This is a genomic window from Mesorhizobium sp. B2-4-12 (genome assembly GCF_006441575.1).
Lineage (GTDB): Bacteria > Pseudomonadota > Alphaproteobacteria > Rhizobiales > Rhizobiaceae > Mesorhizobium.
Genome location: NZ_VFVC01000020.1, coordinates 76,313 through 98,273, shown reverse-complemented (window position 1 = coordinate 98,273; position 21,961 = coordinate 76,313). Strand labels below are relative to the sequence as shown.

At 59.8% G+C, this 21,961-nt stretch carries 22 protein-coding genes; 10 read left to right on the top strand and 12 right to left on the bottom strand.

Annotated elements, in window-relative coordinates; genetic code table 11:
* The 4 genes from FJ934_RS28390 to FJ934_RS14400 form a co-directional block, all read right to left on the bottom strand.
* A partial coding sequence (locus FJ934_RS28390; RefSeq protein WP_348642488.1) for a biotin/lipoyl-containing protein occupies positions 1-494 on the bottom strand: 494 nt, incomplete at its 3' end.
* A 15-nt stretch (positions 495-509) separates the two neighbouring features.
* Positions 510-1,523: an alpha-ketoacid dehydrogenase subunit beta gene (locus FJ934_RS14410; protein WP_140610276.1), complete on the bottom strand. Its 1,014-nt coding sequence runs from the start codon at positions 1,521-1,523 to the stop codon at positions 510-512.
* Positions 1,524-1,525: 2 nt separating this feature from the next.
* Positions 1,526-2,758: a 3-methyl-2-oxobutanoate dehydrogenase (2-methylpropanoyl-transferring) subunit alpha gene (locus FJ934_RS14405; protein ID WP_140610275.1), complete on the bottom strand. Its 1,233-nt coding sequence runs from the start codon at positions 2,756-2,758 to the stop codon at positions 1,526-1,528.
* A 317-nt stretch (positions 2,759-3,075) separates the two neighbouring features.
* Positions 3,076-3,333 (bottom strand): hypothetical protein, encoded by a 258-nt coding sequence (locus tag FJ934_RS14400; RefSeq protein ID WP_140610274.1) that lies wholly within the window; start codon positions 3,331-3,333, stop codon positions 3,076-3,078.
* Positions 3,334-3,651: 318 nt separating this feature from the next.
* Here FJ934_RS14400 and FJ934_RS14395 point away from each other — a divergent pair, with 318 nt between their 5' ends.
* Positions 3,652-4,455: a SapC family protein gene (locus tag FJ934_RS14395; RefSeq protein WP_140610273.1), complete on the top strand. Its 804-nt coding sequence runs from the start codon at positions 3,652-3,654 to the stop codon at positions 4,453-4,455.
* A gap of 174 nt (positions 4,456-4,629) precedes the next feature.
* Entirely contained in the window at positions 4,630-4,830 is a 201-nt protein-coding gene (locus FJ934_RS14390) for a DUF2934 domain-containing protein (RefSeq protein WP_140610272.1), read from the top strand.
* 154 nt (positions 4,831-4,984) lie between these two features.
* Here FJ934_RS14390 and FJ934_RS14385 read toward each other — a convergent pair whose 3' ends face one another.
* Positions 4,985-5,548, bottom strand: coding sequence for a type 1 glutamine amidotransferase domain-containing protein (locus FJ934_RS14385; RefSeq protein ID WP_140610271.1), 564 nt, complete (start codon positions 5,546-5,548; stop codon positions 4,985-4,987).
* Between the two features lie 476 nt (positions 5,549-6,024).
* Here FJ934_RS14385 and FJ934_RS14380 point away from each other — a divergent pair, with 476 nt between their 5' ends.
* On the top strand, positions 6,025-6,666 hold the full coding sequence (locus FJ934_RS14380; RefSeq protein WP_140610270.1) for a hypothetical protein: 642 nt from the start codon (positions 6,025-6,027) through the stop codon (positions 6,664-6,666).
* 6 nt (positions 6,667-6,672) lie between these two features.
* Here FJ934_RS14380 and FJ934_RS14375 read toward each other — a convergent pair whose 3' ends face one another.
* From FJ934_RS14375 to FJ934_RS14355, 5 genes are read right to left on the bottom strand one after another with little or no spacing between them, the layout of a single operon-like run.
* Entirely contained in the window at positions 6,673-7,407 is a 735-nt protein-coding gene (locus FJ934_RS14375) for a SprT family zinc-dependent metalloprotease (RefSeq protein WP_140610269.1), read from the bottom strand.
* Positions 7,404-10,382, bottom strand: a complete 2,979-nt coding sequence (locus FJ934_RS14370) for a type I restriction endonuclease subunit R (RefSeq protein WP_140610268.1) — start codon at positions 10,380-10,382, stop codon at positions 7,404-7,406. Before FJ934_RS14370 ends, FJ934_RS14375 begins: the two co-directional genes overlap by 4 nt.
* Positions 10,379-11,680 (bottom strand): restriction endonuclease subunit S, encoded by a 1,302-nt coding sequence (locus FJ934_RS14365; RefSeq protein ID WP_348642487.1) that lies wholly within the window; start codon positions 11,678-11,680, stop codon positions 10,379-10,381. Before FJ934_RS14365 ends, FJ934_RS14370 begins: the two co-directional genes overlap by 4 nt.
* The gene (locus FJ934_RS14360) at positions 11,670-13,196 is read right to left on the bottom strand and encodes a class I SAM-dependent DNA methyltransferase (RefSeq protein ID WP_140610266.1); all 1,527 of its coding nucleotides are present in this window, start codon (positions 13,194-13,196) and stop codon (positions 11,670-11,672) included. The genes FJ934_RS14365 and FJ934_RS14360 overlap by 11 nt, the downstream gene beginning before the upstream one ends.
* A complete protein-coding gene (locus tag FJ934_RS14355) occupies positions 13,184-13,822 on the bottom strand; it encodes a restriction endonuclease subunit S (RefSeq protein ID WP_140610265.1) in 639 nt (212 codons plus the stop codon). Before FJ934_RS14355 ends, FJ934_RS14360 begins: the two co-directional genes overlap by 13 nt.
* Before the next feature lie 179 nt (positions 13,823-14,001).
* Between FJ934_RS14355 and FJ934_RS14350 the strand changes: the two genes are divergently transcribed.
* The 6 genes from FJ934_RS14350 to FJ934_RS28000 all read left to right on the top strand — a co-directional run bounded on the left by FJ934_RS14350 (position 14,002) and on the right by FJ934_RS28000 (position 20,045).
* Complete coding sequence (locus FJ934_RS14350) at positions 14,002-14,253, top strand: hypothetical protein (RefSeq protein WP_140610264.1); 252 nt, start codon at positions 14,002-14,004, stop codon at positions 14,251-14,253.
* A 140-nt stretch (positions 14,254-14,393) separates the two neighbouring features.
* Positions 14,394-14,678: a DUF3892 domain-containing protein gene (locus tag FJ934_RS14345; RefSeq protein ID WP_140610263.1), complete on the top strand. Its 285-nt coding sequence runs from the start codon at positions 14,394-14,396 to the stop codon at positions 14,676-14,678.
* Between the two features lie 769 nt (positions 14,679-15,447).
* Complete coding sequence (locus FJ934_RS14340; protein WP_140610262.1) at positions 15,448-15,648, top strand: hypothetical protein; 201 nt, start codon at positions 15,448-15,450, stop codon at positions 15,646-15,648.
* A gap of 136 nt (positions 15,649-15,784) precedes the next feature.
* Positions 15,785-17,959: a virulence-associated E family protein gene (locus FJ934_RS14335; RefSeq protein ID WP_140610261.1), complete on the top strand. Its 2,175-nt coding sequence runs from the start codon at positions 15,785-15,787 to the stop codon at positions 17,957-17,959.
* Positions 17,960-18,425: 466 nt separating this feature from the next.
* Positions 18,426-19,664, top strand: coding sequence for a site-specific integrase (locus FJ934_RS14330; protein WP_181165617.1), 1,239 nt, complete (start codon positions 18,426-18,428; stop codon positions 19,662-19,664).
* A gap of 219 nt (positions 19,665-19,883) precedes the next feature.
* Positions 19,884-20,045 (top strand): hypothetical protein, encoded by a 162-nt coding sequence (locus FJ934_RS28000; RefSeq protein WP_181165616.1) that lies wholly within the window; start codon positions 19,884-19,886, stop codon positions 20,043-20,045.
* 198 nt (positions 20,046-20,243) lie between these two features.
* Here the strand turns inward: FJ934_RS28000 and FJ934_RS14325 are convergent, their stop codons facing one another.
* Together FJ934_RS14325 and FJ934_RS14320 are read right to left on the bottom strand one after the other, a co-directional pair.
* Positions 20,244-20,663, bottom strand: coding sequence for a hypothetical protein (locus FJ934_RS14325; protein ID WP_140610259.1), 420 nt, complete (start codon positions 20,661-20,663; stop codon positions 20,244-20,246).
* Between the two features lie 185 nt (positions 20,664-20,848).
* Complete coding sequence (locus FJ934_RS14320) at positions 20,849-21,601, bottom strand: hypothetical protein (RefSeq protein ID WP_140610258.1); 753 nt, start codon at positions 21,599-21,601, stop codon at positions 20,849-20,851.
* Positions 21,602-21,737: 136 nt separating this feature from the next.
* Between FJ934_RS14320 and FJ934_RS14315 the strand changes: the two genes are divergently transcribed.
* Positions 21,738-21,938 (top strand): helix-turn-helix transcriptional regulator, encoded by a 201-nt coding sequence (locus FJ934_RS14315; RefSeq protein WP_210241958.1) that lies wholly within the window; start codon positions 21,738-21,740, stop codon positions 21,936-21,938.
* Positions 21,939-21,961: the final 23 nt, after the last annotated feature.

The window sequence follows — 21,961 nt, the reverse complement described above, 5'->3', positions numbered from 1 at the left end:
CCCCTAACCCCTCCCCACAAGGGGGAGGGGGATTCGGTCACAGCCGCTCCAACGGTATCGTTTCTTGGATTCGTGGATGACGGTGGCGCGCGCTTTGCTTCGACCTTGGGAGCCGAGGCGCGTTCCCCTCCCCCTTGTGGGGGTCCGGAGGACGGGCGAAACGCGTGGCTCGCCCCGGCACGGTTAGGGGTGGGGGTAGGTGTCGCCGTAACCTCCGGCGATTTCGCGCCTTCCGCTTTCACATTCCCCTCGCCCGCCACCTTCAGCCGCACGATGGGCGAGCCGATGGCCACCGTGTCGCCGATCTCGGCGCCCAGCCACAGGATTTCGCCATCGACGGGCGACGGAATCTCGACCGTCGCCTTGTCGGTCATGACGGCGGCGAGCATTGTGTCCTCGCGTACGATGTCGCCAACCTTGACATGCCATTCGACCAATTCGGCCTCGGCCACGCCCTCGCCGACATCGGGCAGCTTGATGATGTGTTCGCCCATCTCAGGCCTCCCGCTCTACGCTTCCATTGTTTCTAGGAGGGCACGGCCGACGCGGGCCGGTCCCGGAAAATAGTCCCATTCCTGCGCATGCGGATAGGGCGTGTCCCAGCCGGCGACACGCGCCACCGGCGCCTCGAGATGGTAGAAACAGTTTTCCTGAACCAATGCCGAAAGCTCCGCGCCAAAGCCGGAGGTCAGCGTCGCCTCATGCACGACGACGCAGCGCCCGGTCTTCTTCACCGAGGCCACGATTGTGTCGAGGTCGAGCGGCAGCAGCGTCCTGAGATCGATGATCTCGGCATCGATGCCGGTCTCCTCGGCGGCGGCCTGCGCGACATAGACCATGGTGCCGTAGGCGAGCACGGTGACAGCAGACCCCGCCCGGCGGATCGCCGCCTTGCCGAGCGGCACGGTGTAGTGGCCGTCGGCGACCTCGCCGAGCTCATGCTTCGACCACGGCGTTACCGGCCGGTCGTGATGGCCGTCGAAGGGGCCGTTGTAGAGCCGTTTCGGTTCGAGGAAGATCACCGGATCGGGATCCTCTATCGCCGCGATCAGCAGCCCCTTGGCGTCATGCGGGTTGGACGGCACCACCGTCTTCAGGCCCGAGACGTGGGTGAACAGCGCTTCCGGACTTTGGCTGTGCGTCTGGCCGCCGAAGATGCCGCCACCGGTCGGCATGCGCACCACGATCGGGCAGGTGAAATCGCCGTTGGAGCGGTAGCGCAGCCGCGCTGCTTCCTGCGTCAGCTGGTCGTAGGCCGGATACATGTAGTCGGCAAACTGAATTTCCACGCAAGGTTTCAACCCGTAGGCGGCCATGCCGATGGCCGAGCCGACGATGCCGGATTCGTTGATCGGCGCGTCGAAACAGCGGCTCTTGCCGTATTTGGCCTGCAGGCCCTGCGTGCAGCGGAAGACGCCGCCGAAGAAGCCGACATCCTCGCCGAACACGACGACGCGCTCATCGCGTCCCATCGACACATCCATGGCGTCGCGGATCGCCTCGATCATGGTCCGTCTCGGCATGCTCAGACTCCCGCCTGCTGGCGCTGGCGCCTGAGATGCGGCGGCATCTCGGCATAGAGGCCTTCGAACATGTCGCGCGTCGATGGCTTGCCGCCGGCATGCAGCGTGCCATGGCTTTCGGCTTCCTTCTGCGCCGCGATCACCGTGTCGAGGATTTCGGCCTCCGCCTGCGCATGCCGCTCATCCGACCAGACACCAAGCTGGATGAGATGGTTCTTCAGCCGCACGATAGGGTCGCCGAGCGGCCAGGCGTCGGATTCGGTCTTTGGCCGGTAGGCGGACGGATCGTCCGAACTGGAATGCGCGCCGGCGCGGTAGGTGACATATTCGACCAGCGTCGGCCCGAGATTGCTGCGCGCGCGCTCGGCCGCCCATTTGGCCACCGCATGCACGGCGAGATAGTCGTTGCCGTCGACGCGCAGCGACGGGATGCCGAAACCGAGGCCGCGCGCGGCGAAAGTGCCGGAGCCGCCACGCGCAATGCCCTGGAAGGTCGAGATCGCCCATTGGTTGTTGACGACGTTCAGAATCACAGGCGCCTTGTAGGTGGAGGCGAAGACCAGGGCCGAATGGAAATCCGATTCCGCCGTCGAGCCGTCGCCGATCCAGGCGGCGGCGATCCTGGAATCGTTCGATATGGCCGAGGCCATCGCCCAGCCGACCGCCTGGATGTACTGCGTTGCCAGATTGCCCGAGACTGAGAAGAAACCGTGTTCCTTCGAAGAATACATGATCGGCAGCTGCCGCCCCTTCAGCGGATCGGCCTCGTTGGAATAGATCTGGTTCATCATGGTGACCATCGGATAGCCGTCGGCGATGAGCAGGCCGGCCTGCCGATAGGTCGGAAAATTCATGTCGCCCGGCGCCAGCGCCTTGCGGAATGCGCAGCTCACCGCCTCTTCACCGAGATGCTGCATGTAAAAGGAGGTCTTGCCCTGGCGCTGCGCCATCTGCATGCGGGCATCGAAGGTCCTCAGCGTCATCATGTGGCGCAGACCGGTCAGCAGTTCTTCGTCGGTGAGCAGCCCGGCCCATGGCCCGACGGCTTCGCCGTTGCGGTTCAACACCCGGATGATCGAGAAGGCCATGTCGCGGATGGTGCGCGGATCGACATCGATTTCCGGGCGCGGCACCGAGCCGGCCTTGGGGATGGGCACATTGGAAAAGTCAGGCATGCCGCCCGGCCGCACTTCCGGCTCCGGAACGTGAAACCGCAACATTCCAGCATCGGCCATGACCTTTGTCCTCCAATGTTGCCTGGCGCCGATATTTGCACATCCGCGCGGCCAGACCAGTGCGAATTCGCCGGGCAAGCCTTTCGCGCATCGGGCCGGCCATGCCGGCCGATCGAGCCTCCCGCGCACCAAGATGAAGATATGTCGGCGAAATTTCTTGTCGATGTTGCGCGGCGGCGCGCAATTTGGCGAATGGTTGCGGGTGGGTTGCCGCAAGAGGAGGTATTCTGGAGGGCCTGGCTCCGACCTCCCCTTTGTGGCGAGTTCGGACCGCAGGTTCGGTGGGGGACCGGCACCAGCCTCGCAAGACTACAAGACTAGTTGAAAACCGCCTCGTAAAGCCGCCCCGCCGCGTCGGCCGCGACCGGCACGATGAAGATGTCATGGGCACCGCCCTTGCCGGCAAGACTATAGGTCGCCTGCGGCAGCGCCACGTCGCGCGGCCGCCGAAACAGCAGCGAGAATCCGCCGCCGGGGCGCGGGCTGGCAGGGATGGCGCGGACATCGGTCAATTCCAGGGCAATCGTGGTGGTGAAGGCCGTGCCGACCGCTTGTTCGAAATCCGATTTCGTCATGCCATGCGCCTCGACTGCCTGGAGCGTTCAACGCCCAGTCCCCTGGTTCCCGGAATGGCGGCAATGTCGCCGCTTCGCCGCAAGCTGTCCATAGCCGCAAGGCGGGCTTTGCCGCACAACGCGGTGCAAACCCGGCGTAAATCCGCATCATCCGGCCATGCCTGCTTTTGTCGTGGCGAGGAACGCGGTAGAGCCTTTACTTTAATCCTGCGCACGATCTCTTGCCGACCGAAGATCGGCGCAGAAAAACAGATCCCGGCGGGATCGCGTATAAAGCGGGCCGGCGCAACCGGGTCGCGGCAGAAGAGGGGCCGAACGATGGCTGACAGCGGTGCGAGAACGGCAGCGGCGCCGGCGGATGCTTCAATGCCGCTGTTTTATTCGAGGCCCGAGGCGCTCAACCCGGCGCGGCACGGTTTTCTCGGCCTCACCGCGCGCAGCGACTTTTCCTTCGCGCGCTCGGCGCATGCCATTCCGGTGGTGGCGTCGGAAATGCCGGCGGCGATGCGCTCCTATCCGATCGTCTTCATCGGCACCGGCAAGGCGCCGGTGATCATCACCGGCGTGCGCCAGGGCGAGAACCTGTTCGTCGACGCCGACGGCCGGTGGACGGCACCGCACTATATCCCCGCCTATGTGCGCCGCTATCCTTTCATCCTTGCCGAGGACCCGACCGCATCAGGCCGGCTGACGCTGTGCGTCGACCGGGCAAGCGAGCGTGTCGTCGACCAGTCCGTCGCGCCACCGCGCGAAGACAAGATCGCGCCATTCTTCAACGGCGCCGAGCCGGCCGAGGCAACCAAGCAGGCGCTCGCCTTCTGCAATCAGTTCCAGATCGACTTCAGAGCCACCCGCGAGATGGTCGAGAAGATCGACGCGCACGGGCTGTTTTCGCCGCGCCAGAGCAAGGTGACGCTGGAAGGCGGTGAAGTGCTCAACCTCACCGATTTCCAGGTGATCGACGAGGAGGCCTTCAACAAATTGAGCGACCAGGCCTTTCTCGACCTGAGAAAATCAGGCGCGCTCGTCCTGGTCTATTGCCACCTTGCCTCGACCAACAGCTGGACATCGCTGGTCCACCAGGCGTCGCTGCGCAAGGCGGACGGCGGAAAGGGCGGCTGAGGGGCCTGCGAGACTGAATCGCGATCCTAACTCTTTGTTTCGACGCCATTGCGAACGGAAACCGCTTCAAACTTTCCTGGAATTGCCTGGCTCGGGCATTTCCAGTCGACCCGTGGTGGAACATTTTCAGCACTGTCCTGTTGCCTCCTTTTAAAATCCGGAAGGAATGCAGCTATGGTGATCAGCCAGGAAGAACGCATAGCGCATATCGCGAAGCGGGCCCGCGAGCTCTGGGAACGCGAAGGACTGATGCCCGATCGTGAGAAAGCTTGTTGGGACAAGGCAGTTGAAGAGTTCGAATCAGGCAAGTTGACCGCAGGGCGAAAACAGGCCGGTGCGGACGCCGCCAATCACACTACGGACCCCAAGCACTGAAGTCCGGCCTGTGGCCTTGCAACTCGGAGCATGGCGCCTCCGCCAACCTCAAGCCACCGCCTTAAGCGCGCCGGGCCCAAACCAATTCGCGCGACGAGCTTGAGTGCTGTCGTATGTCGTTGCCGAGGACACATTGTGGGCGAGGTGCATCGATCTATGCCGCGGCTCTGTCCTCGTGCAGGCCCTCTCTGATCTCCTCGGCGAGCTTGTCGCAGAAAGCGTCGAGATCGCCGGGGTTGCGACTTGTGACAAGGCCCTGATCGGCGACGACTTCAGTGTCTTCCCAAAGGCCGCCCGCATTGATCACGTCGGTCTTGATGGATTTATAGGACGTAAGCCGGCGTCCCCTGGCGATACCGGTTTCCGCCAGCAGCCAAGGCGCGTGGCAGATGGCGCCGACGACCTTCTTGGCCGCCCAGAACGCCTTGATGAACTCCAGCGCCTTCGTTTCGACCCGCAGGAGGTCGGGATTGATCACGCCGCCGGGCAGGACGATCGCGTCGTAGTCATCCGCGCGCGCCTGATCGAGGGTCTTGTCCACGGGAACCTCGCGGCCCCAGTCCTTGTGGTCCCAACCTTTGATGTTGCCGCTTTCGAGCGACACGACATCGACCTCCGCGCCCGCTTCGCGCAGCTTCTTCAGCGGCACTTCCAATTCGGACTGTTCGAAACCATTGGTCGCAAGGACAGCGACGCGCTTGCCGGAAATATTCTGCATCATTGTCTCCATGGATTGGACGGGATGCAGGCCTAACGAGCCGGAGCCGCGAGCGTTCCGAGCTGTAATTTTATGTGACCGACAGAGCTGGGATCACCCTGAAGCACCGCCCGGAAAGCGAAAAAGCCGCGGCGGACCGCGGCTTTTCGATGCTTGATTCCCTGGGAGGAAACTGGAGCGGGTGAAGCGATTCGAACGCTCGACCCCAACCTTGGCAAGCGAGAAATTACGCCGTCCAAGGGGTTCACGGTAGTATGCTCGATACCCTCCCAATGCGCGCCAGAACGCGATCCCTGCTCATTCCATTTTCAACTCGGAACAACTCCGATGGACTCAGGTGAATTTCAGTGCACGCCAGAGACGGTAACCGCGCGGTGACCTTAGACGGTTTATGCTTTTGGACATGTTGCACAAACTCCGGCAGGTTGCAGATGGGAACCCCAATTCACTACAGCGTGGAAATACCACAACGGTGCTTGCAGCTGATCGAGCAGTTATGGCCAGAAGTGGAGCGAACTCGCCAGCTGGACGCTCCTCACTTGGGGCCACTTTCAACAACGTTTCTGATTTCCATGTCTATGCCGATCATCAATCTTCCGATTGAGCGCATTGAGCGCCGCAGAAGCAACGAGGCGGGGGCGTATGCGGACGACCGCCACATAGACGCCGAGATATCTGCAGCCGTCGATAGGGAATTGGGCGGACAGGCCTTCAGCAGGGCCCGTTTTTACAGAGAGGGTGAATGGCGATTTGTCACAACCTCCCGATCACCCCTCCCAAACCTGGCGAATGCGCTTCCGGACGAGATTGTAGATCAACTCGAAAGCGATGAAGCTGCATCGGCGGCAAGTAAAATGTCTACCTCGCAATGGTGCGGAATTCTACGCAATGCGTTAGCGCACGGCGGAATAGCTTATCTGGATGTGTACGGAAGGAGTTCTTATGGCAGCCCTGTTGCGATGCTGCTCTTTGGTAGTGGGAGATATGATCGCGAGTCTGGTGAGTTAGTCGGCGTCAATTTACTTCGAATCAAACAATCGGACTATCGAGCGTTTCTCCACCGTTGGGTTGCGTGGCTTTCAGATTCGGGCCTGTCGGCTCTGTTCGCCGCCGCGTAGCCGACACTACCAGATGAACTTGTGTCCTAGCCTGTCGAGCCTTCTCAACCGCTCTTCGAAGTCCGGCATAATCGTTTCGAGCGCTCGCCAGAAGCGCCGAGAATGGTTGTGTTCAAGGATGTGGCAGGTTTCGTGCGCAATGACGTAGTCGATGAGCGGTACTGGTGCCATGACCAACCGCCAATTCAGGCGGATATGTCCTCGCGCGTCACAGCTCCCCCACCGCTTGGATTGGTCCACTATGTGGATCGGTGGTCGACTGATTCCCAAAGCTTCGGCCACGAGGCGCACGCGCTCAGGGAAATGCTTCTTCGCTTTATCGCGGTACCAGTGCCTCAGCGCGCTTCGAACAGCGGAGCGCTGTATGGCGGCCTGCATGTCTGGCAGGACCGGCGCTATTAACGTCGACCCGCGTGCCACAATCCGCGATACGATGGCGTCTGCATCATGCACAATGCGCAGGCGAAAAGGGCGGCCGAGATAGTGGTATGTTTCGCCACTGACGAATTCCCGGTCTATCGGAACGCCGCCGAGTTCGCGATAACCCGCTTGCTTGCGTAGGACCCAAGGCCCTTTCTTACGCACGATTTCAATCACGCGCGCGTCATCCAAGTCAGACGGAGCGAGCACCCTCACCCCATCAAAGCCTACGGAGATGGCAACCGTCTTACGCCGCGAGGTGCGTTCGATAGCGAACTGCACCAATTCACCGCCGAAGTTGAATTCATGCGCTGCCGTCATCTAACTAGGCTCTTCCGTGCCACATCCATCATGCTTGCTGTCGCGGCCTCGATCACGGCGGGATCAATGCCGGCTGACCGAAGGCGCTCTTTGATGGCGCGCCGCATTTGTCGCTGCACGTCTTCCTTGTACTGCCAGTCGACGAAAGATGCGTAGCCCTCAAGTGTGGACGCGATGTCGGACGCCGTCGCTGCCCGATCCTCAGGCTGTAAAGCCTCGGTAACAAAGGGCAGAATGCGTCCTGCCGTACCGGCAAGCCCTGAGCTGCCTTCGCTCTTACCAGCTCGGGCGTTGGGAACTTGCGCGGCCAGCGCCTCAAGCTCGCCTAACCTTTCCAGCGCGCTAGCGGCAGCGACGCGATCCTCGCGGCGTTTGTTGACGATCCTCTCCAACTGTTCCCACAACGAAGCGTAGGCCGCCGGATTTTCGTCGCGGTGCACGTGGATCTCCTGACGGATAGCATGCTCGATTTCTGCGGCTCTGGCTTCGGCCGAAGTTAAGCTCGCGAGGAACTGCTTGAATGACGGGTCAAGAATGTCCCGCTTCGTGAGGAGAAGTTCCACGCCCTCCACCGCAAGATGCCGGGTGATAATGTCTCCTACCTTAGCGCCATAGTCCTTTGGGTCGAAGGGCTCCCAGTAATGTTCGCGACGCGCGGTGACACGAAGTCGAGACAGCCATTTCAGGTCTGACACGTAGGGTTCTTCTAAGCCCTTCGGGTCTGGCAGGACCATGTCCATTGCCTCGGCAAACCGCAGAAAGTCGAGTTCAAATTTTGCGAGAGTATCGTCAGGCTTCAGCAGGTCTAGACACGCTCGCTCGTCAGTGCGATCGACACCCTCGAACAGCCGGACCGCCGCGCGGTGGCGACTTTCGAGCAGTTGTACCTTCTCGGATCGAGGTCTGAGTGCGTTGCCCACGCCATCTTCTTCCGAGAACATGTCCAACGCATCCGAAATGCGCCGGTTGTCGCCCCAATAGTCCACTACGAGGCCATAGCTCTTGCCATCTGCGGTCCGGTTCACGCGGGCGATTGCCTGCAAAAGCGTGTGCTCTTTCAGCGGCGCATCAAGATAAAGCACTTGCTCAACAGGCGCGTCGAAGCCGGTCAATAGCATGTCGCAGACGACCAACATCTTGAGCGGATCGTCCTTGCGCTTGAACCGTGCAATGCGATTGTCGCGCTCTCTTTTCGAGAGATGATGAGCTTGCAGCCGGGCGCTATCATTGTTCGAGGCTGACATGATGAGCGCACATTCCGGTGCGCCAAGTCCGCGCAACGTCTCGACATAGCTCACAGCCACTTCACGGTTCACCGCTACGATCTGCGCTTTGAACCCATTCGGCTCGATCGTTGTGCGAAAATGCTCAAGGATGTCTTTCGCGATGGCCTCAACCCGAATAGGCGACCCGGCAATCTTTTCCTTCCAGTTTGAGCCGCGCTTCAGCTTCTCAATTTCTGCGGCAGACAAGCCTGGAAAGACGCTCCGTAGATCAGCCTCGATCCCTTGGCCCTCAATACGTAGCCGCGCGTCTCTCATTTCGTAAAAGATAGGCACCGTGGTGCCGTCTTTGACCGCCTGATCAATCAGGTACCGGTGCACGTAGTCGCCGAACACCTCGCGGGTGCTGCGGTCCTTCTTGTCGATGGGCGTGCCGGTAAAAGCGAGCATACATGCATTGGGCAGCCCGGCTCGCATGCGGGCCGCGAGCGCGCCGTATTGGGTGCGGTGCGCCTCGTCCACCATTACGAAAACATTCTGAGCATCAGAGATGACAGACGAGCGCTTCGGTACGGCACTGTGGAATTTGTGAACCGTCGTCAGCACGGTCGTGCCTACGCCAGCGGAGAGGGTCTGCCGCAATGCTTGCCCGCTTTCGGCCTGAATCGGGTTCGGAAAACCTGAGCGCTTGAACTGTGCCGTGATCTGGTCGTCCAAGTCTGTGCGATCGGTGACGACGACAAGTGTCGGATTTTCTGCCTCAGTTAGCCGGCGCAACTTCGTCGCCAAAAACACCATAGTCAGCGACTTTCCGGAACCTTGCGTGTGGTGGATCACCCCACCTCGCCGCTGAGGGGTGGACGCGCTACGGATGCGATCGATCGCTTTGCCGACGGCCACGAATTGCTGATACCGCGCAAGCTTTTTTACTCGTCGCCCGTCGATTGTCTCGAACGTAACGAAGTTGCGGATGAGATCCAGGAGGTTCGCAGGCGCGAGCAACCCGGCGAGCAGGATGTCCTGCCCTGTCGGTGTGCGACCAAGCTGGGACATCAACTGATCAAGAGTAAGCGGGTACGGATCCTTCCATTCTGCCCATTGACGAACGGGCGTCAGTGTCGTCCCGTACTTGGCAACGTCCCGCCCAAGCGCGATGGAGATTTGTGTTGTCTCGAAAAGACGTGGGGCGCCAAGACCAGCAAATTCATCGCGGCCTTCATAGCGACGGATCTGCCGCATGCCTTCACCGATCGGATCGGCGAGCGATGGCGGTTTGCATTCGATAACCGCAAGAGGAAGGCCGTTCACATAGACGATGATGTCCGGAACTATTTCCTGTCGCGGTCCCTTGATTGCGATCTGCCGCGCGAACTCGAATATGTTGGCCAGAGGATTGTCGAAACTAAAAAAACGCACTGTGCGATCCTGCCGCCGCCCGGCTTCCGTGTGCGGGGCGGTGACACCATAGGACAGAGCCGTGTGCGCCGCCTCGCTCGCCTCCATCAGGTCCGTTGCGACGATGCGGGTCACGGCATTGACGGCGCGACGCACGCCATCTTCTCCAAGCCACGGGTTTAGACGCTTCAGGCACTCGCGAAGACGAACGGTAAGCACTGGCTCACTTGCGATGCCTTCCCGCAAAGCCCAAACGTCCGATACGCTTAGCGACCTGTAGTCGAACAGAACCCGCAACAAATCGGCGGCGGGATCCTCCACCCAATCGCGTTCCAGTGCCTCATTGGCAGTACTCATGCAGCTTTGCCGGACGTATTAGCATGATGCGCAATCATGCATTCGGGAAGGCGATGGCGACCTGAGAGAAGTTCTTGTGCGAGCGCGTTGCGACAGTTCTTCAATGCTGCCAACGCGGCCCTTTCATTTTCAATACGCATGTCGAACGCCTCACCAACTGCTGCAATGTTTTCTTGCTCGGCCACCGGCGGAAGCAGAATTTGCAGCTTCTTAAACACGGGCATGTAGATCGTCTGGTGTGTGCTGCCTTCCTGAAGCCGCTCCCATTCACGGCCCATATGGCGGAATATTTGCACAAGATAGGCGGGCAAAAGTTTTGGGCCGCAAATCCAGTTTGCAAAGTCTTGGCTAGTCGCCATCTCGCGCACCATACGGCTTGCCTTGCCCACGGTCGCCGTTCGCGAAAAAACGACTGTTCCCGCTGGCAGCACGCGAGCAGACGATTTGGCGATGCCATCTGGTGTCACGCACTCCACCGTCGTTCCGATCGTCAGGGCATCCAAAGCGTCGGTATCGGCCAGAGAAATCCACGGAATGTTACCGCCCCAATAACCGGGCTTATCGCGACTTGGCGTATGCCCGCTTTCAAGTTTGGCGACCTGAGAGAGGACCGCTAGGTCCCAGTCGGCGGGAATATGCGTCACACCCTCAGCAATGCGCCCGAGAACCCATCTTGCCGGCAATTTCTTGAGCGGCACGTTTGAGCGGCGAACGCCGCGCGTTAGCAGGTCACGCATCGTCGCGCGTTTGGTATCAGAGACGGCTGCGATCAACGCTACTGTCCGGTCGATGGCGGTCTCCACCGCATCCAAGATGTCAGTGATCGCTCTCTGTTCGGGAAGCGGAGGGAGAGAGAACCTGAAAGCCCTAAGATCGTGGAAGGAGATAGACTTCCTACGATTGACCCCACCATTGCTGTAAGGATCAAAGCGTCCAGTTAACGCAAGGCGTTTCAAGCTTCGAAAAATGAAATCGTTATCCACTGCTTCCGAAGTCAATTCGAAGACGGTATACATTGGACTGATTAAACCAGCATCGTAGCGCCGTAAAAAATCAATGGAACCCTCGTCCAAATGGATAGTGGCATAGGCAAACTGTCCCTTTCGAACGACCTTGTAATTTTCGGTGTTCTCACTATGAACCGATTTTGAGAAATATTCAGCAGCGCGAACGAATCCTCGATGCTTCGTCATGCTCATAACAGGCATGCTTCCGCCGCTGTGATTTCGTTCGGATAGTTCTCGGGCAAAACTGCCAATTCGGACTGACTGCCACCCCTTTGGCAATTCACTCGACATAGCCCATCTCCTCAAGAAGGGCATTCATGCGCGCAACTGCTCCATCCCGCGCCAGTTCGGCCTTCCTGAGCTTTTCAAGCTCGCGTTTCACGTCGATCGGTGCTTCTGGCTCGAGCGTGTCGATATACCGGGAGATGTTTAGGTTGAAGTCGTTCTCGGCGATTTCTTTCAATTCGACGACGCGGCTGAAGCGATCCTCTTCCTTCCAGGCGCGGAAGGCGTCGACGATGCGCCTGATGTTACCGTCACCAAGCACGTTCTTCTTCGGCCGCTCTACAAGTTCCTTAGCGGCATGGATGAAGAGGACCTTGCCTTTGCGTTCCGGCAACTTCGCTTTGTTGAGGATTAGCACTGTTGCGGGGATGCCGGTTCCGGCGAACAAGTTCTCCGGCAAACCAATGATCGCCTCGAAAAGATCGGCCTTCAGCATGCCCTCGCGGATGCGCCCGTCGCCCGCACCGCGAAACAGCACACCATGGGGCATGACTACGCCGCATACGCCGTTCGTGTTCAGGGTCGCGACCATGTGCTGAACAAAGGCCAAATCACCCATGTTCTTGGGTGGGACGCCATAGATGAAGCGGTTATGCCCCTGTTTCTCCACATCGCTCGACACGTCGTCCGCGCCCCAACTATCTAGTGAGAAGGGCGGATTGGCAATGACGCGATCATAGACGAGCAGATTGCCGTCTCCGTCGAGAAGGCGCGGATTTCGGATCGTATCGCCTTTCTCAATCCGTGCGTCACGCAGCCCGTGCAGCAACAGGTTCATTTTGGCGATGGCCCAAGTGCCGAGGTTCTTTTCCTGGCCATGCAGCGTCACATTGATCGGCTGCCCGAGGCGCTTGCCTTCAATATCAGCCACGTGCCTGGCGCTTTCGATCAGCATGCCACCCGAGCCGCAAGTCGGGTCGCTGATTCGCATGGCCGGCTGTGGGTTCAGCAATTCAACGATGAGTTTGACGACAGGATGCGGAGTGTAGAACTCGCCTCCCTTCTTGCCCGCATCGTCAGCGAACCACTCAATAAGTTTCTCATAAGCACGGCCGAGCAAATCCGGCTCTGAAAGAGAGGTGTTGGACAGGTCCAGATAGGAGAAGTGCCTGATTAGAAGGGACAGCACCTTTTCCTTATTTTTCTCATCACCCAGACGCGATTCGGAGTTGAAATCGACATTGATGAGCACGCCCTGCATGGACGGGTTCGCGTCTTCAATCGCCGCGCAGGCTTTGTTCAGGTGATCGCCGATACTGGTTGTCAGCTTCTGGATTTGGCTCCAGCGTCCACGCTCGGGCACGAAGAATTCATGCTCGTCCGGATCGCTGTATGCGGTCTCGGCCGTCAGCCCCTGTTTAATGCATTCGCGCACTTCTTCCTCGAATCGGTCAGAAAGTCGCTTCAGAAATAGAAACCCGAAGATGTAAATCTTGTAGTCCGAACTATCGATGGAGCCACGCAGGATGTCCGCCGATCTCCAGAGATGGTTGAACAGTTCGTCTTTGGTCAGCTTAGGCATCGTTCTTCCCGGTTTTCTTGATTGACGAATAGGCGTGCCTCCATGACGGCACGTGCAAGGGAGCGGCGGATTTCGGCGGCCTCGATAGCTGTGCGATAAGCGACCTGCGCTTCGATTGCGAACGCGGCAATACGGCGCTGCTCATCGAGGGTCGGTAAGCTGACTTCGAGGTTCTTGATGTCCTTGGCGGACAATGACAGCAACGTGGTCGCGCCACGCCGTAGCACTTCAATCTTTGGCCGGTAGGCATCGCTTGAAAGGAGTGCGAATAGCGCACCCCCCACCACTCCGGCGCCGGGCCGTATGACGATGATGTTGCCACTTGCGATGGCTCCATCCGTCTCAGGTCCGACAAGGCCGACCTTCAAGACGGTGCCACGCCCGGTCAACAATACGTCATTCATCTTGACCACATTAGCCAACGCACGCGTCGGGGAGGCAAATCCCACCAGTTCGAGTTCGGCAGTAGGCGCCACGCCAGTATCCTGAAGGTGGCGCACGCCGATAACGGGCAGCTTCTCGCCAGGCCGTTCCAAGCTGTCTTCCCGGGATACGCCGACGCCAGCGAACACTTCGGCGATATCCCCAAGGCGGGTCGTCGAAGGTATGAGAGGGGATCCGTTCATGTACGCAAAGTATCAGACGTATCATGCTACGTCAAGGGCATTTTGGTTCCTCTCGCCAGAACGTATTAGGCTACGTTACGCGGTTGGCAGAATTTCGGTTGACATGTTCAGCGTTGGGCGTCATCTTGAGGATGTCAGACTTGAGTCTGGCATCAACAACTAACCGATTGAGGTTTCAAATGACTGCACGAGCCGAGCCCAGCGGGCAGGCACTCACCGAGTCCGACGCGGCGTTGATCCGCGGCATGATCCTACGGGGCGATCGTCATCACGACATCGCAGCGTTCTTCGGCGTCAATCAGGGCCGGGTCGCTGAGATTAAGGAAGGCTGCCGGTTCGCTGGCATCGCTCCGGCCGATCCTGATGAGCTGCCGCCTAGGGGTCCGTATCTCGCCCCGAAGGTAACATGGATGGAAAACCGGCTGACCTAAACCGACCAGCCGGATCCCAAATACCAGGGCCGAAGCCCGCTAGGCATGCTTGAACACCATTACCCTAGCTGGCCCCTCCTTAAAGATCAATGACCCGACGCTTCGGACGGGCCATTTCAATCTATGAAAGGGTAGCCGCCATGGCTGACTATAGAATCGACTGCATTAACAAACCGAACCGCAGCAGTACCCACGATCACATCACTCATGCGGGTGGACCTAACGCCAATGGTGGGCGCTGGAAGGACACCGTTCCAAATATTGCGCGGTCCATCGAGCAGGGGACTCATAGGTTCTACACAAACGAGGGCGGGAAGACCGCCTGGGTCGGTGTCAGGACCAGCACGAACGGCAACAAATTCATTCAGACCTATGCCGATGGGGTTTGGAAGGACAACCTCCTCGCCTTGAACGAATGTAGCTAACCGACCTTGTTGATCCGCCGAGCTACGGAATCTCGCGATAGCATCGCGGGATTCCCCTCTGAGTGCGCATTTACGACGCCTACATCGGTTTCCACCCCAGACCGTCTGTGACGGCACGACTGGTACCTTAAGCGTGAAGCGCCCAACGGTAAGATGGCTCTGTGTGGGCAGCTTCGGGACGTGTCTAGCCCACCCACGCATACCCCATATCCCGCCGTGCTAGCGCTACGCATATTTCGCGTTTTTCAGCTGCGGCGCAGCTACACGGGCGCGCGACCCCTCCCTGCATGCGACCACAAAACGTGAACAAATTCAGCGCGTTGCACAGGCCGCCGATTCGTGGCACAGTCAGCTTGCAACTGATGATGTGTGCTGACGCGCGGTAAACGCCGCCTTCATGACGCAGTGCTTCAGACATAACAACCAATGCGCAAGCTAGGTTTAAAAGTTCTGCAGAGCGCCGCCGGTCGCATTTTAACCCTGAATGGAAACAGGGCGGAGATGCACGGAGCAGCGCTCTTTTGTTGCTCTGTGCTCTCCGCTGATCGGAGAGTGTTATGGAGAATTCACCCTGTAGCGGTCCTTCAGCGCCGGAAAAGCTGATCAATGTCCAGACAGCAGCGAAAGCGTTGGGCGTCCATACGTGGGCACTGCGTCGAGCGATAAGCTCTGGAGTGGTACCAGCCTATACCCCGTTCAACTCGCGGAAGCTGGTCAAGCTGTCCGAGGTTGTCGCCTTTATCGAGGCATCCCGTCAGGGAGGGGTCGAATGATGCGCAAGCCCCATTCATTCCCGAACTACGACGATCCCATCGAGTGGCTGACGCCGCCGGAATACTATCATGCGCCGTTGCAAACCGGGGACCATATCATCCCGGTCGCGGCGAACGTATCGAGGGTGACGTTCAGGGTAAAGACCGGCCCGAACGGACCGTCGATCATCGTGATTGTGCGGCGCGGAGGCGTGTGATGGTCGATCTACAAAGGACCTGACAGAGCCTTGCGCGGCTCGAACCCGAGCCGCGCGCCTTCTCCCGACAACCTAAGACGTCCCGCCGGGCCTTGGCACGGAACGGGATCGGCTTGTTCAAAATCAAAGGCACACGATGTCCAAAGATCACCCTATTCCCAAAGGCAACACCGATGAAGCGCTTGAATTCCTCGAGCACATGTTCTCCGGCTTGCCTCGTCACCTCGTCGCCATCGATCCGAAGGGACGCGTCACGGCTCGTACCTTTTCTCCGGACGAAATCGACAAGATGCGCGCGTGGATCGACGCACGGCAAGGCCTGAGCAATCTCTATTTCCACGTCAATGCTTTACGACCCGGAATTACAAACAAGAAAGCTGCTAAGGACGATGTGGCGACCGCGCTGCGTTTGCATTCCGACATAGACGATACGAACGCGGAGGAGCGTGTTCTCAAGTTCACACCGCCCCCGAGCGTCGTCGTGTTCTCCGGTGGCGGGTACCACCCTTACTGGAATCTCGCGCAGCCGACCGGCGATCTGTTGCGCGTCGAAGCCAGCAATATGGCAATCGCAAAAACCCTCGGCGGCGACAACTGCCACAACATCGACCGCATCCTGCGCCTGCCGGGAACGGTGAACATCCCTAATGCGAAGAAGAAGCGGGCGGGACGCAAGCCGACACTTGCTCGGGTCGTGAAGGCAGACTGGTCACTTCGCTATTCACTAGACGAATTCGCGCAGAGCGACGAGCCGACGACAACAGGGCCGGACGGTGCGGTTGCTCAAGACCTGCCCGTGGTGCTGGTGGGCTTGGACGAGCTTCCATTGTCGGTGCTGCCGGTTACACGGACACTCATCGAACTGGGCGACGATCCTGAGCGTCCGCGCGACGGTGCCACTCCGCGCTTTCGCTCCCGCAGCGAGGCGGTGTACCGCGTCGCCTGCGATCTGGCTCGCGCAGGCTGTCCGGTAGGAATCATTGCGGGCGTGCTCATCAATAAGGCCTTTGGCATCTCGCGCTCGGTACTGGAGAAGAAAAGGCCTGTTCATTACGCACAACGACAGGCGCGGTCCGCTTTGGCCGCAGTGTCGGATGGCTGGCCCGACTACGATAGGAACGGCGGCCTGAGGATAACGATGCGGAATACTGCTGTCGCACTCCAGAAGCTTGAGCTCAGCTTCTCCCACGATTTGTTCCGGCATCGAAAGGTCGTCAACGGCACCTTGCTTGAAGAGCAGCAGGGGGAGATCAGTGATGATGCCTGTGCAATGTTGCGCGCCGCTATCATCGAGTCGTTCGGGTTCGACCCCAAAGCTGAGAACGTGCGCGATGCGGTGACGCAGCTTTGTCTGGAACACACCTTCCACCCGATCCGACAAATGCTTGATGCGCTCACTTGGGATGGCGTTCCCCGTATCGACGGATGGCTGACCACCTACATGAGGGCCGATGACACACCGCTCAATCGTGCGATTGGTCGGATCATGCTCATCGCGGCGGTGAGGCGCGTGCGGGAGCCCGGCGCAAAGTTCGACACCATCGTGATCCTCGAAGGCAAGCAGGGAACAGGTAAATCGACCGCGCTGCGAATCCTAGCCGGCCCTAACAACCACTCTGACAACGAACTTTTGGTGCTCGACACAAAAGCACAGATGGAAGCGATGGAGGGCGTCTGGATTTACGAGCTCAGCGAAATGTCCGGGCTCAACAGGGGCGAGGTGGAGCGGATGAAGGCGTTCGCATCCCGCGACGTTGATCGTGCTCGCATGTCCTATGGCCGCTTCTCGGAGGCACGAGGCAGGCAGACTATCTTTGTCGGTACCACCAATGAACACAAATACCTGAAGGACCGTACTGGCAATCGCCGCTTCCTCCCTGTCAGGACCGGCGTAATCGATCTAGAGGCGCTTCGGCGCGACCGAGACCAGCTCTGGGCCGAGGCCGCGCGCCTTGAGGCACAAAACGAGAGTATCGTCCTGCCACAAGGGCTTTGGGCGATCGCTGCCGCCGAGCAAGAGGAGCGACTTGAAGACGACCCGTGGCAGGAGAAACTCGCCACTGTCCGAGGCAGGGCAGCAGGCGACGAGGCGCGAGCTTTCACAGCCGAACTGCTGGGCGAGTTGCTGGGAATCCCCATCGAGCGGCAGCACAACGGCCACGGCAAGCGGCTAACGGCGTTGATGCGCCAACTCGGCTGGGAGCCAGGCAAGTTCAAGGTAGCCGGCAAAACTCTACGAGGGTTCCACCGCCCCAAGCCTGATGGACACGTCGATGACAACTCCCCGATTAACGCTGTTCAAAACTTCTAGGAGGTGGCAGTGGCGGCGGTGGCACGTGCTGTATGAACTCCCGGTGTGCAGCAGTGCGCCCAGGCGGCCGTGCTGGGCCGCCACTCAGCGCGCCCACCGGCCGCCCATGGGTGCCACCGCCGCCACCGCCACCCGGGAGCCGCGCACGCTGAATTCCTCTGCTGCGAGCGCGCGGGCTGGCGGCGGGGCCGCTACGCTGTGCGGGCAGCCGGAACATCGCCTCGTCGTTGGGGCCGCAGCTGCCACCGCTTTCGCGACCGCGATTTCAACCTCGGTGGCCGAAGAATCCGAGATATCCGGGGCCGCGTCGTCTCGCGGCTTCGACCTTTCCCAACATGCCGAGGTTACGTGTCTGGTTACAGTTCGGGCCGTTTCACGGCCTCGATGGCTGCTCCGGCGATTACTTGTGCCGGTTACTGACGCGTGTTTTCGTTCCCGCTTTTTTTCCTTTTGGACGAGCAACGCCATGACTGACTTCAACGTTTCCATCACGACCGCAACGCGTCGCCGCAAGCTGCGCGGCGGTAAGGTCGCACTTTATCCGCAATATTACTGTGAGTATCGCGAGCCCCTGACACAGAAGCGCCGCCGCCGCGCGTTTAACCGCAAGAAGGACGCCGAGGCGTTCCGGAACTCGTTACTGCTGAAGGTCGCAGAAGGCAGCTACATGGATGAGCGCAAGGCCCCAACCGTTGCGCAGGCCATCGAGCACTGGCTTGAGACCAAGGAAGGCAACGTCAAGTCATCGACGCTGATGGGCTACAAGGTGGTGGTGTATGGTGCACTCCGGGGGCCGTTGTTGATCGGCACTCAACAGGAACGCGCCGACTTCACCGAGACCGGCACTCCACCCAAGAACGCCCGCTTCATCAAATTGCTCGGGGATATCAAGCTGTCGGAGCTGACAACTGCCATGATTCGCGTCTGGCACAAGACCGTCACGGAGCAGTGCGGCAGCTACACCGCCAATCGGGCCAAGTCGCACCTCAAATCGATCCTGGCACTGGCTGAGGAAGACTTTTCCATTCGCGCGCCGTCGATGCCGACCGGGCTGGCGCGGGCGCGCCACAAGCTCAAGAAGGCAATCCTGACCACCGAGCATATCGCCAAGCTCATCGCAGCCGCCAAGAACGATCTGGAGCAAGGTATCTATTATGCCTTCGCTTTTCTCGCCGGCACTCGCCCTTCCGAGCAGTTGGGCCTGCTGTGGTCCGAAGTGGATTTCGATAAGAACGTGATCCGCATCCGGCGTATTCAGGAGCGCGATGGCTCGCTGACCGAGATGACCAAGACCGAGGCTGGCACCCGCGAGATCCCGATGAGCGCCGTGCTACGCGAGATGCTGCTGGCATGGCGGGTTCGCTGTCCAAGGGCAGGTAAGGAACTGCACCGAGTCTTCCCCGGCCCAGGCCGGCTACAGGAATGGCCGAAGCCACGGATCGGCGGTGGCGGTCCGCTGCTCTATCAAAACTTCCGCAAGCGTTACTGGGCCCCGGTCTTCAAGGCGCTCGGCCTGCCCTATGTAACGCCACACTCTGCGCGGCATTCGTTCATCTCGACCCTGCAGGCGCAGGGCATCGAGATCGGCCTTGTGGCGCAGATCGCTGGCCATGCGAACCCGACAGTGACGCTCGGCCACTACACCCAGGCCGTTCGCGACGGCAGTGCAGCGATCGCCGCGCTCGACCGCGCCTACAGCGGCTAGGCCTATGCAGCCCACCGGCCACGCCGCGCCACGGGGACCGTACGCTCAGCGCTGTGGGTACGGCAGCCGGCCAGCCGGCCCGCACCGCCGCTGGTGGCGCACGGCTGCGGTGCAGGCCTGCCACATGGCAGCCGTCTCTAACATGCTGATATCGCTCATATAATTGTGCCTACGCTCTCGCCGTGTTTTACTGTCCTGTTGGACAGTAGGGAGAGATCGATGCACATCCTGATCAGGGACAAGCGGACCGGCAATGAGGAATGGATGCCGCTAGAAGCCGCTGCGGAAGTCATGGAGCTCGACCCGACCGAGGTTGAGTGGGCGCTGGAAGAGTTCGGCGAGTGCGAGTCGGTCCATCACGTCGCCATCGAGCCGGAATAAGCCGCCGCCACCACACAGCTGCGCCTCCCCGATGCGGCGGTCGTCTCTCGATCGCCGCATTTTCGTATGTGCGTCATTTCTCCGGGCGCGCGCCCCGACCCTCCCCCTTGCCAGCAGCAATAGTACAATAGGCAACGGGACCCATTTGTCCCTCGTAAAGGATCGACAGCGAATACGCGCTACGCGCTACGCCGACTGTTACTCGATCCGATAGTCGACAGAGGTGGGCGACACGTGGATAACTCGCAGCGTTCTACCTTCGACCGTCACGCTTTGACCCTTCCCGAGCGCGATCTGGATCGGCCGCGCCGCAGTTGCGTATTGGGATGAGCCACGCGGTGGAATGTATTGGAAGGAGGTCGACGTCGCGGTCGCCGAGACAGGAGTTCCGCCGATCGTGCCGTTCACGCTGGTATTGGTGGTGTTCGGCAGAATGAGTGGCGTCTCGCTCATCGTGGTGGCATTGCTCTCGACTGTTACGTCCGACCGTTCGAACACTGCCTGACCACCGTGTGTGCCGAGATAGCGGACTGTCGTGTGCCCGGCATCGGTGGTGCGGCCAAACAGGTCGGCCTTGCCAACGATGTTGGGGAGGGAGCGCCGGGACTGGAAGTTCATCACGAGATCGCCGGGGCCTGCAGACAGGACTGTGCCGTTGGCGGGGGTTAGCAAGGATGTTTTTGTCTCAACTGGCGTGCAGGCGGCGAGGGCCATCCCAGACAAGAATAGTGCCGTGTGCGCGTATTTCATATTCCGGTGCATGGCAGCGTAACCTATTGAAACATTGTTATTATCCCGAAAAATCACGCGTGAACTTCGCTGTCAATTATTGGCATTGCACCGCGAGACCGGCCGACATATCGCCCGGCAATGAAGTCCTCGCCCCAGCGTCCGCAAGCCTCTGTTGCGGCAACGGCCAGCCTCGCAGGGCTCTCCGGATGGACAACAAGGAAAAAGACCACGTGGGCGGTGGTGAACGTCCAGAGCAGGGCGCCAGGCGCGACGCTTCGCAGGCGCTCGATACAAGAGGCCAGAAAGGCTCGACGCTCGACCCTGGGAAAGTGCTGGTAAATCAGCAGAGATTTCCCCGATGCGTAGAAGGCACCCACCTCGTCCAGGTACAGGTATTTGGATGAATTCTTGCGGCCCTTCGGCAGCGATGTCTCCAAACCGTTGTCCGGATCGAAAAAGACGAGATCGGTATCCTGGAACACCGCCAGGCAACGTTCTATACAGGCAGTCCGGGCCGAAAGCTCATCCGGCAACAGTTCGTTGAAGTAGGCCGCGCCTGGAATGGCGCCGCTGTCCTCGATGGTTTGCAGACGGCGGCGATCCGGCTCGTCAGCGGCGTGCGCCAAGGTGTCGAATAATTCCGGGTCGAAGTGGCGATGCCGTTCAGGCTGATCGAGATAGCCCAGCTTCCTGCCGTCAGAGCTTCCGTCTGAAGGTGTCAACATCCAGCAAACTCCAATGCCATTAGCGCTGTCCCACGACAGCGCCCTTAGCAACGCATATTTCCGGTAGTCGCTGATGTCCCCGACGTACTGATGCTTCATGCGCCCGAATCCCCGTTCGGGCGACAATGTCATAATACCCTAATTTGGGGTACTCCGAATTCGGGTTCTATTGAAGCGCTGGTCTTCCGAACTGGCGCTTCCGTTGTCCTCAATTCGCTCCGATCTCTACCGCAGAATGATCGAACTTCTTGTAGAAGCGCGAAAGGAAGCTGGCGTCACCCAGGTCGAGCTTGGAAAACGCCTTGGTGTCCGTCAGACATTTGTGTCGAAATTTGAGCTAGGCGAGCGGCGACTCGATGTGGCGGAGTATATTGATGTGTGTCGAGCCATAGGCACGGATCCGTGCCAAATCATGCGGGCGGCCGACGTACGTTGAGCGCCATGAGATGGTGATGGAGA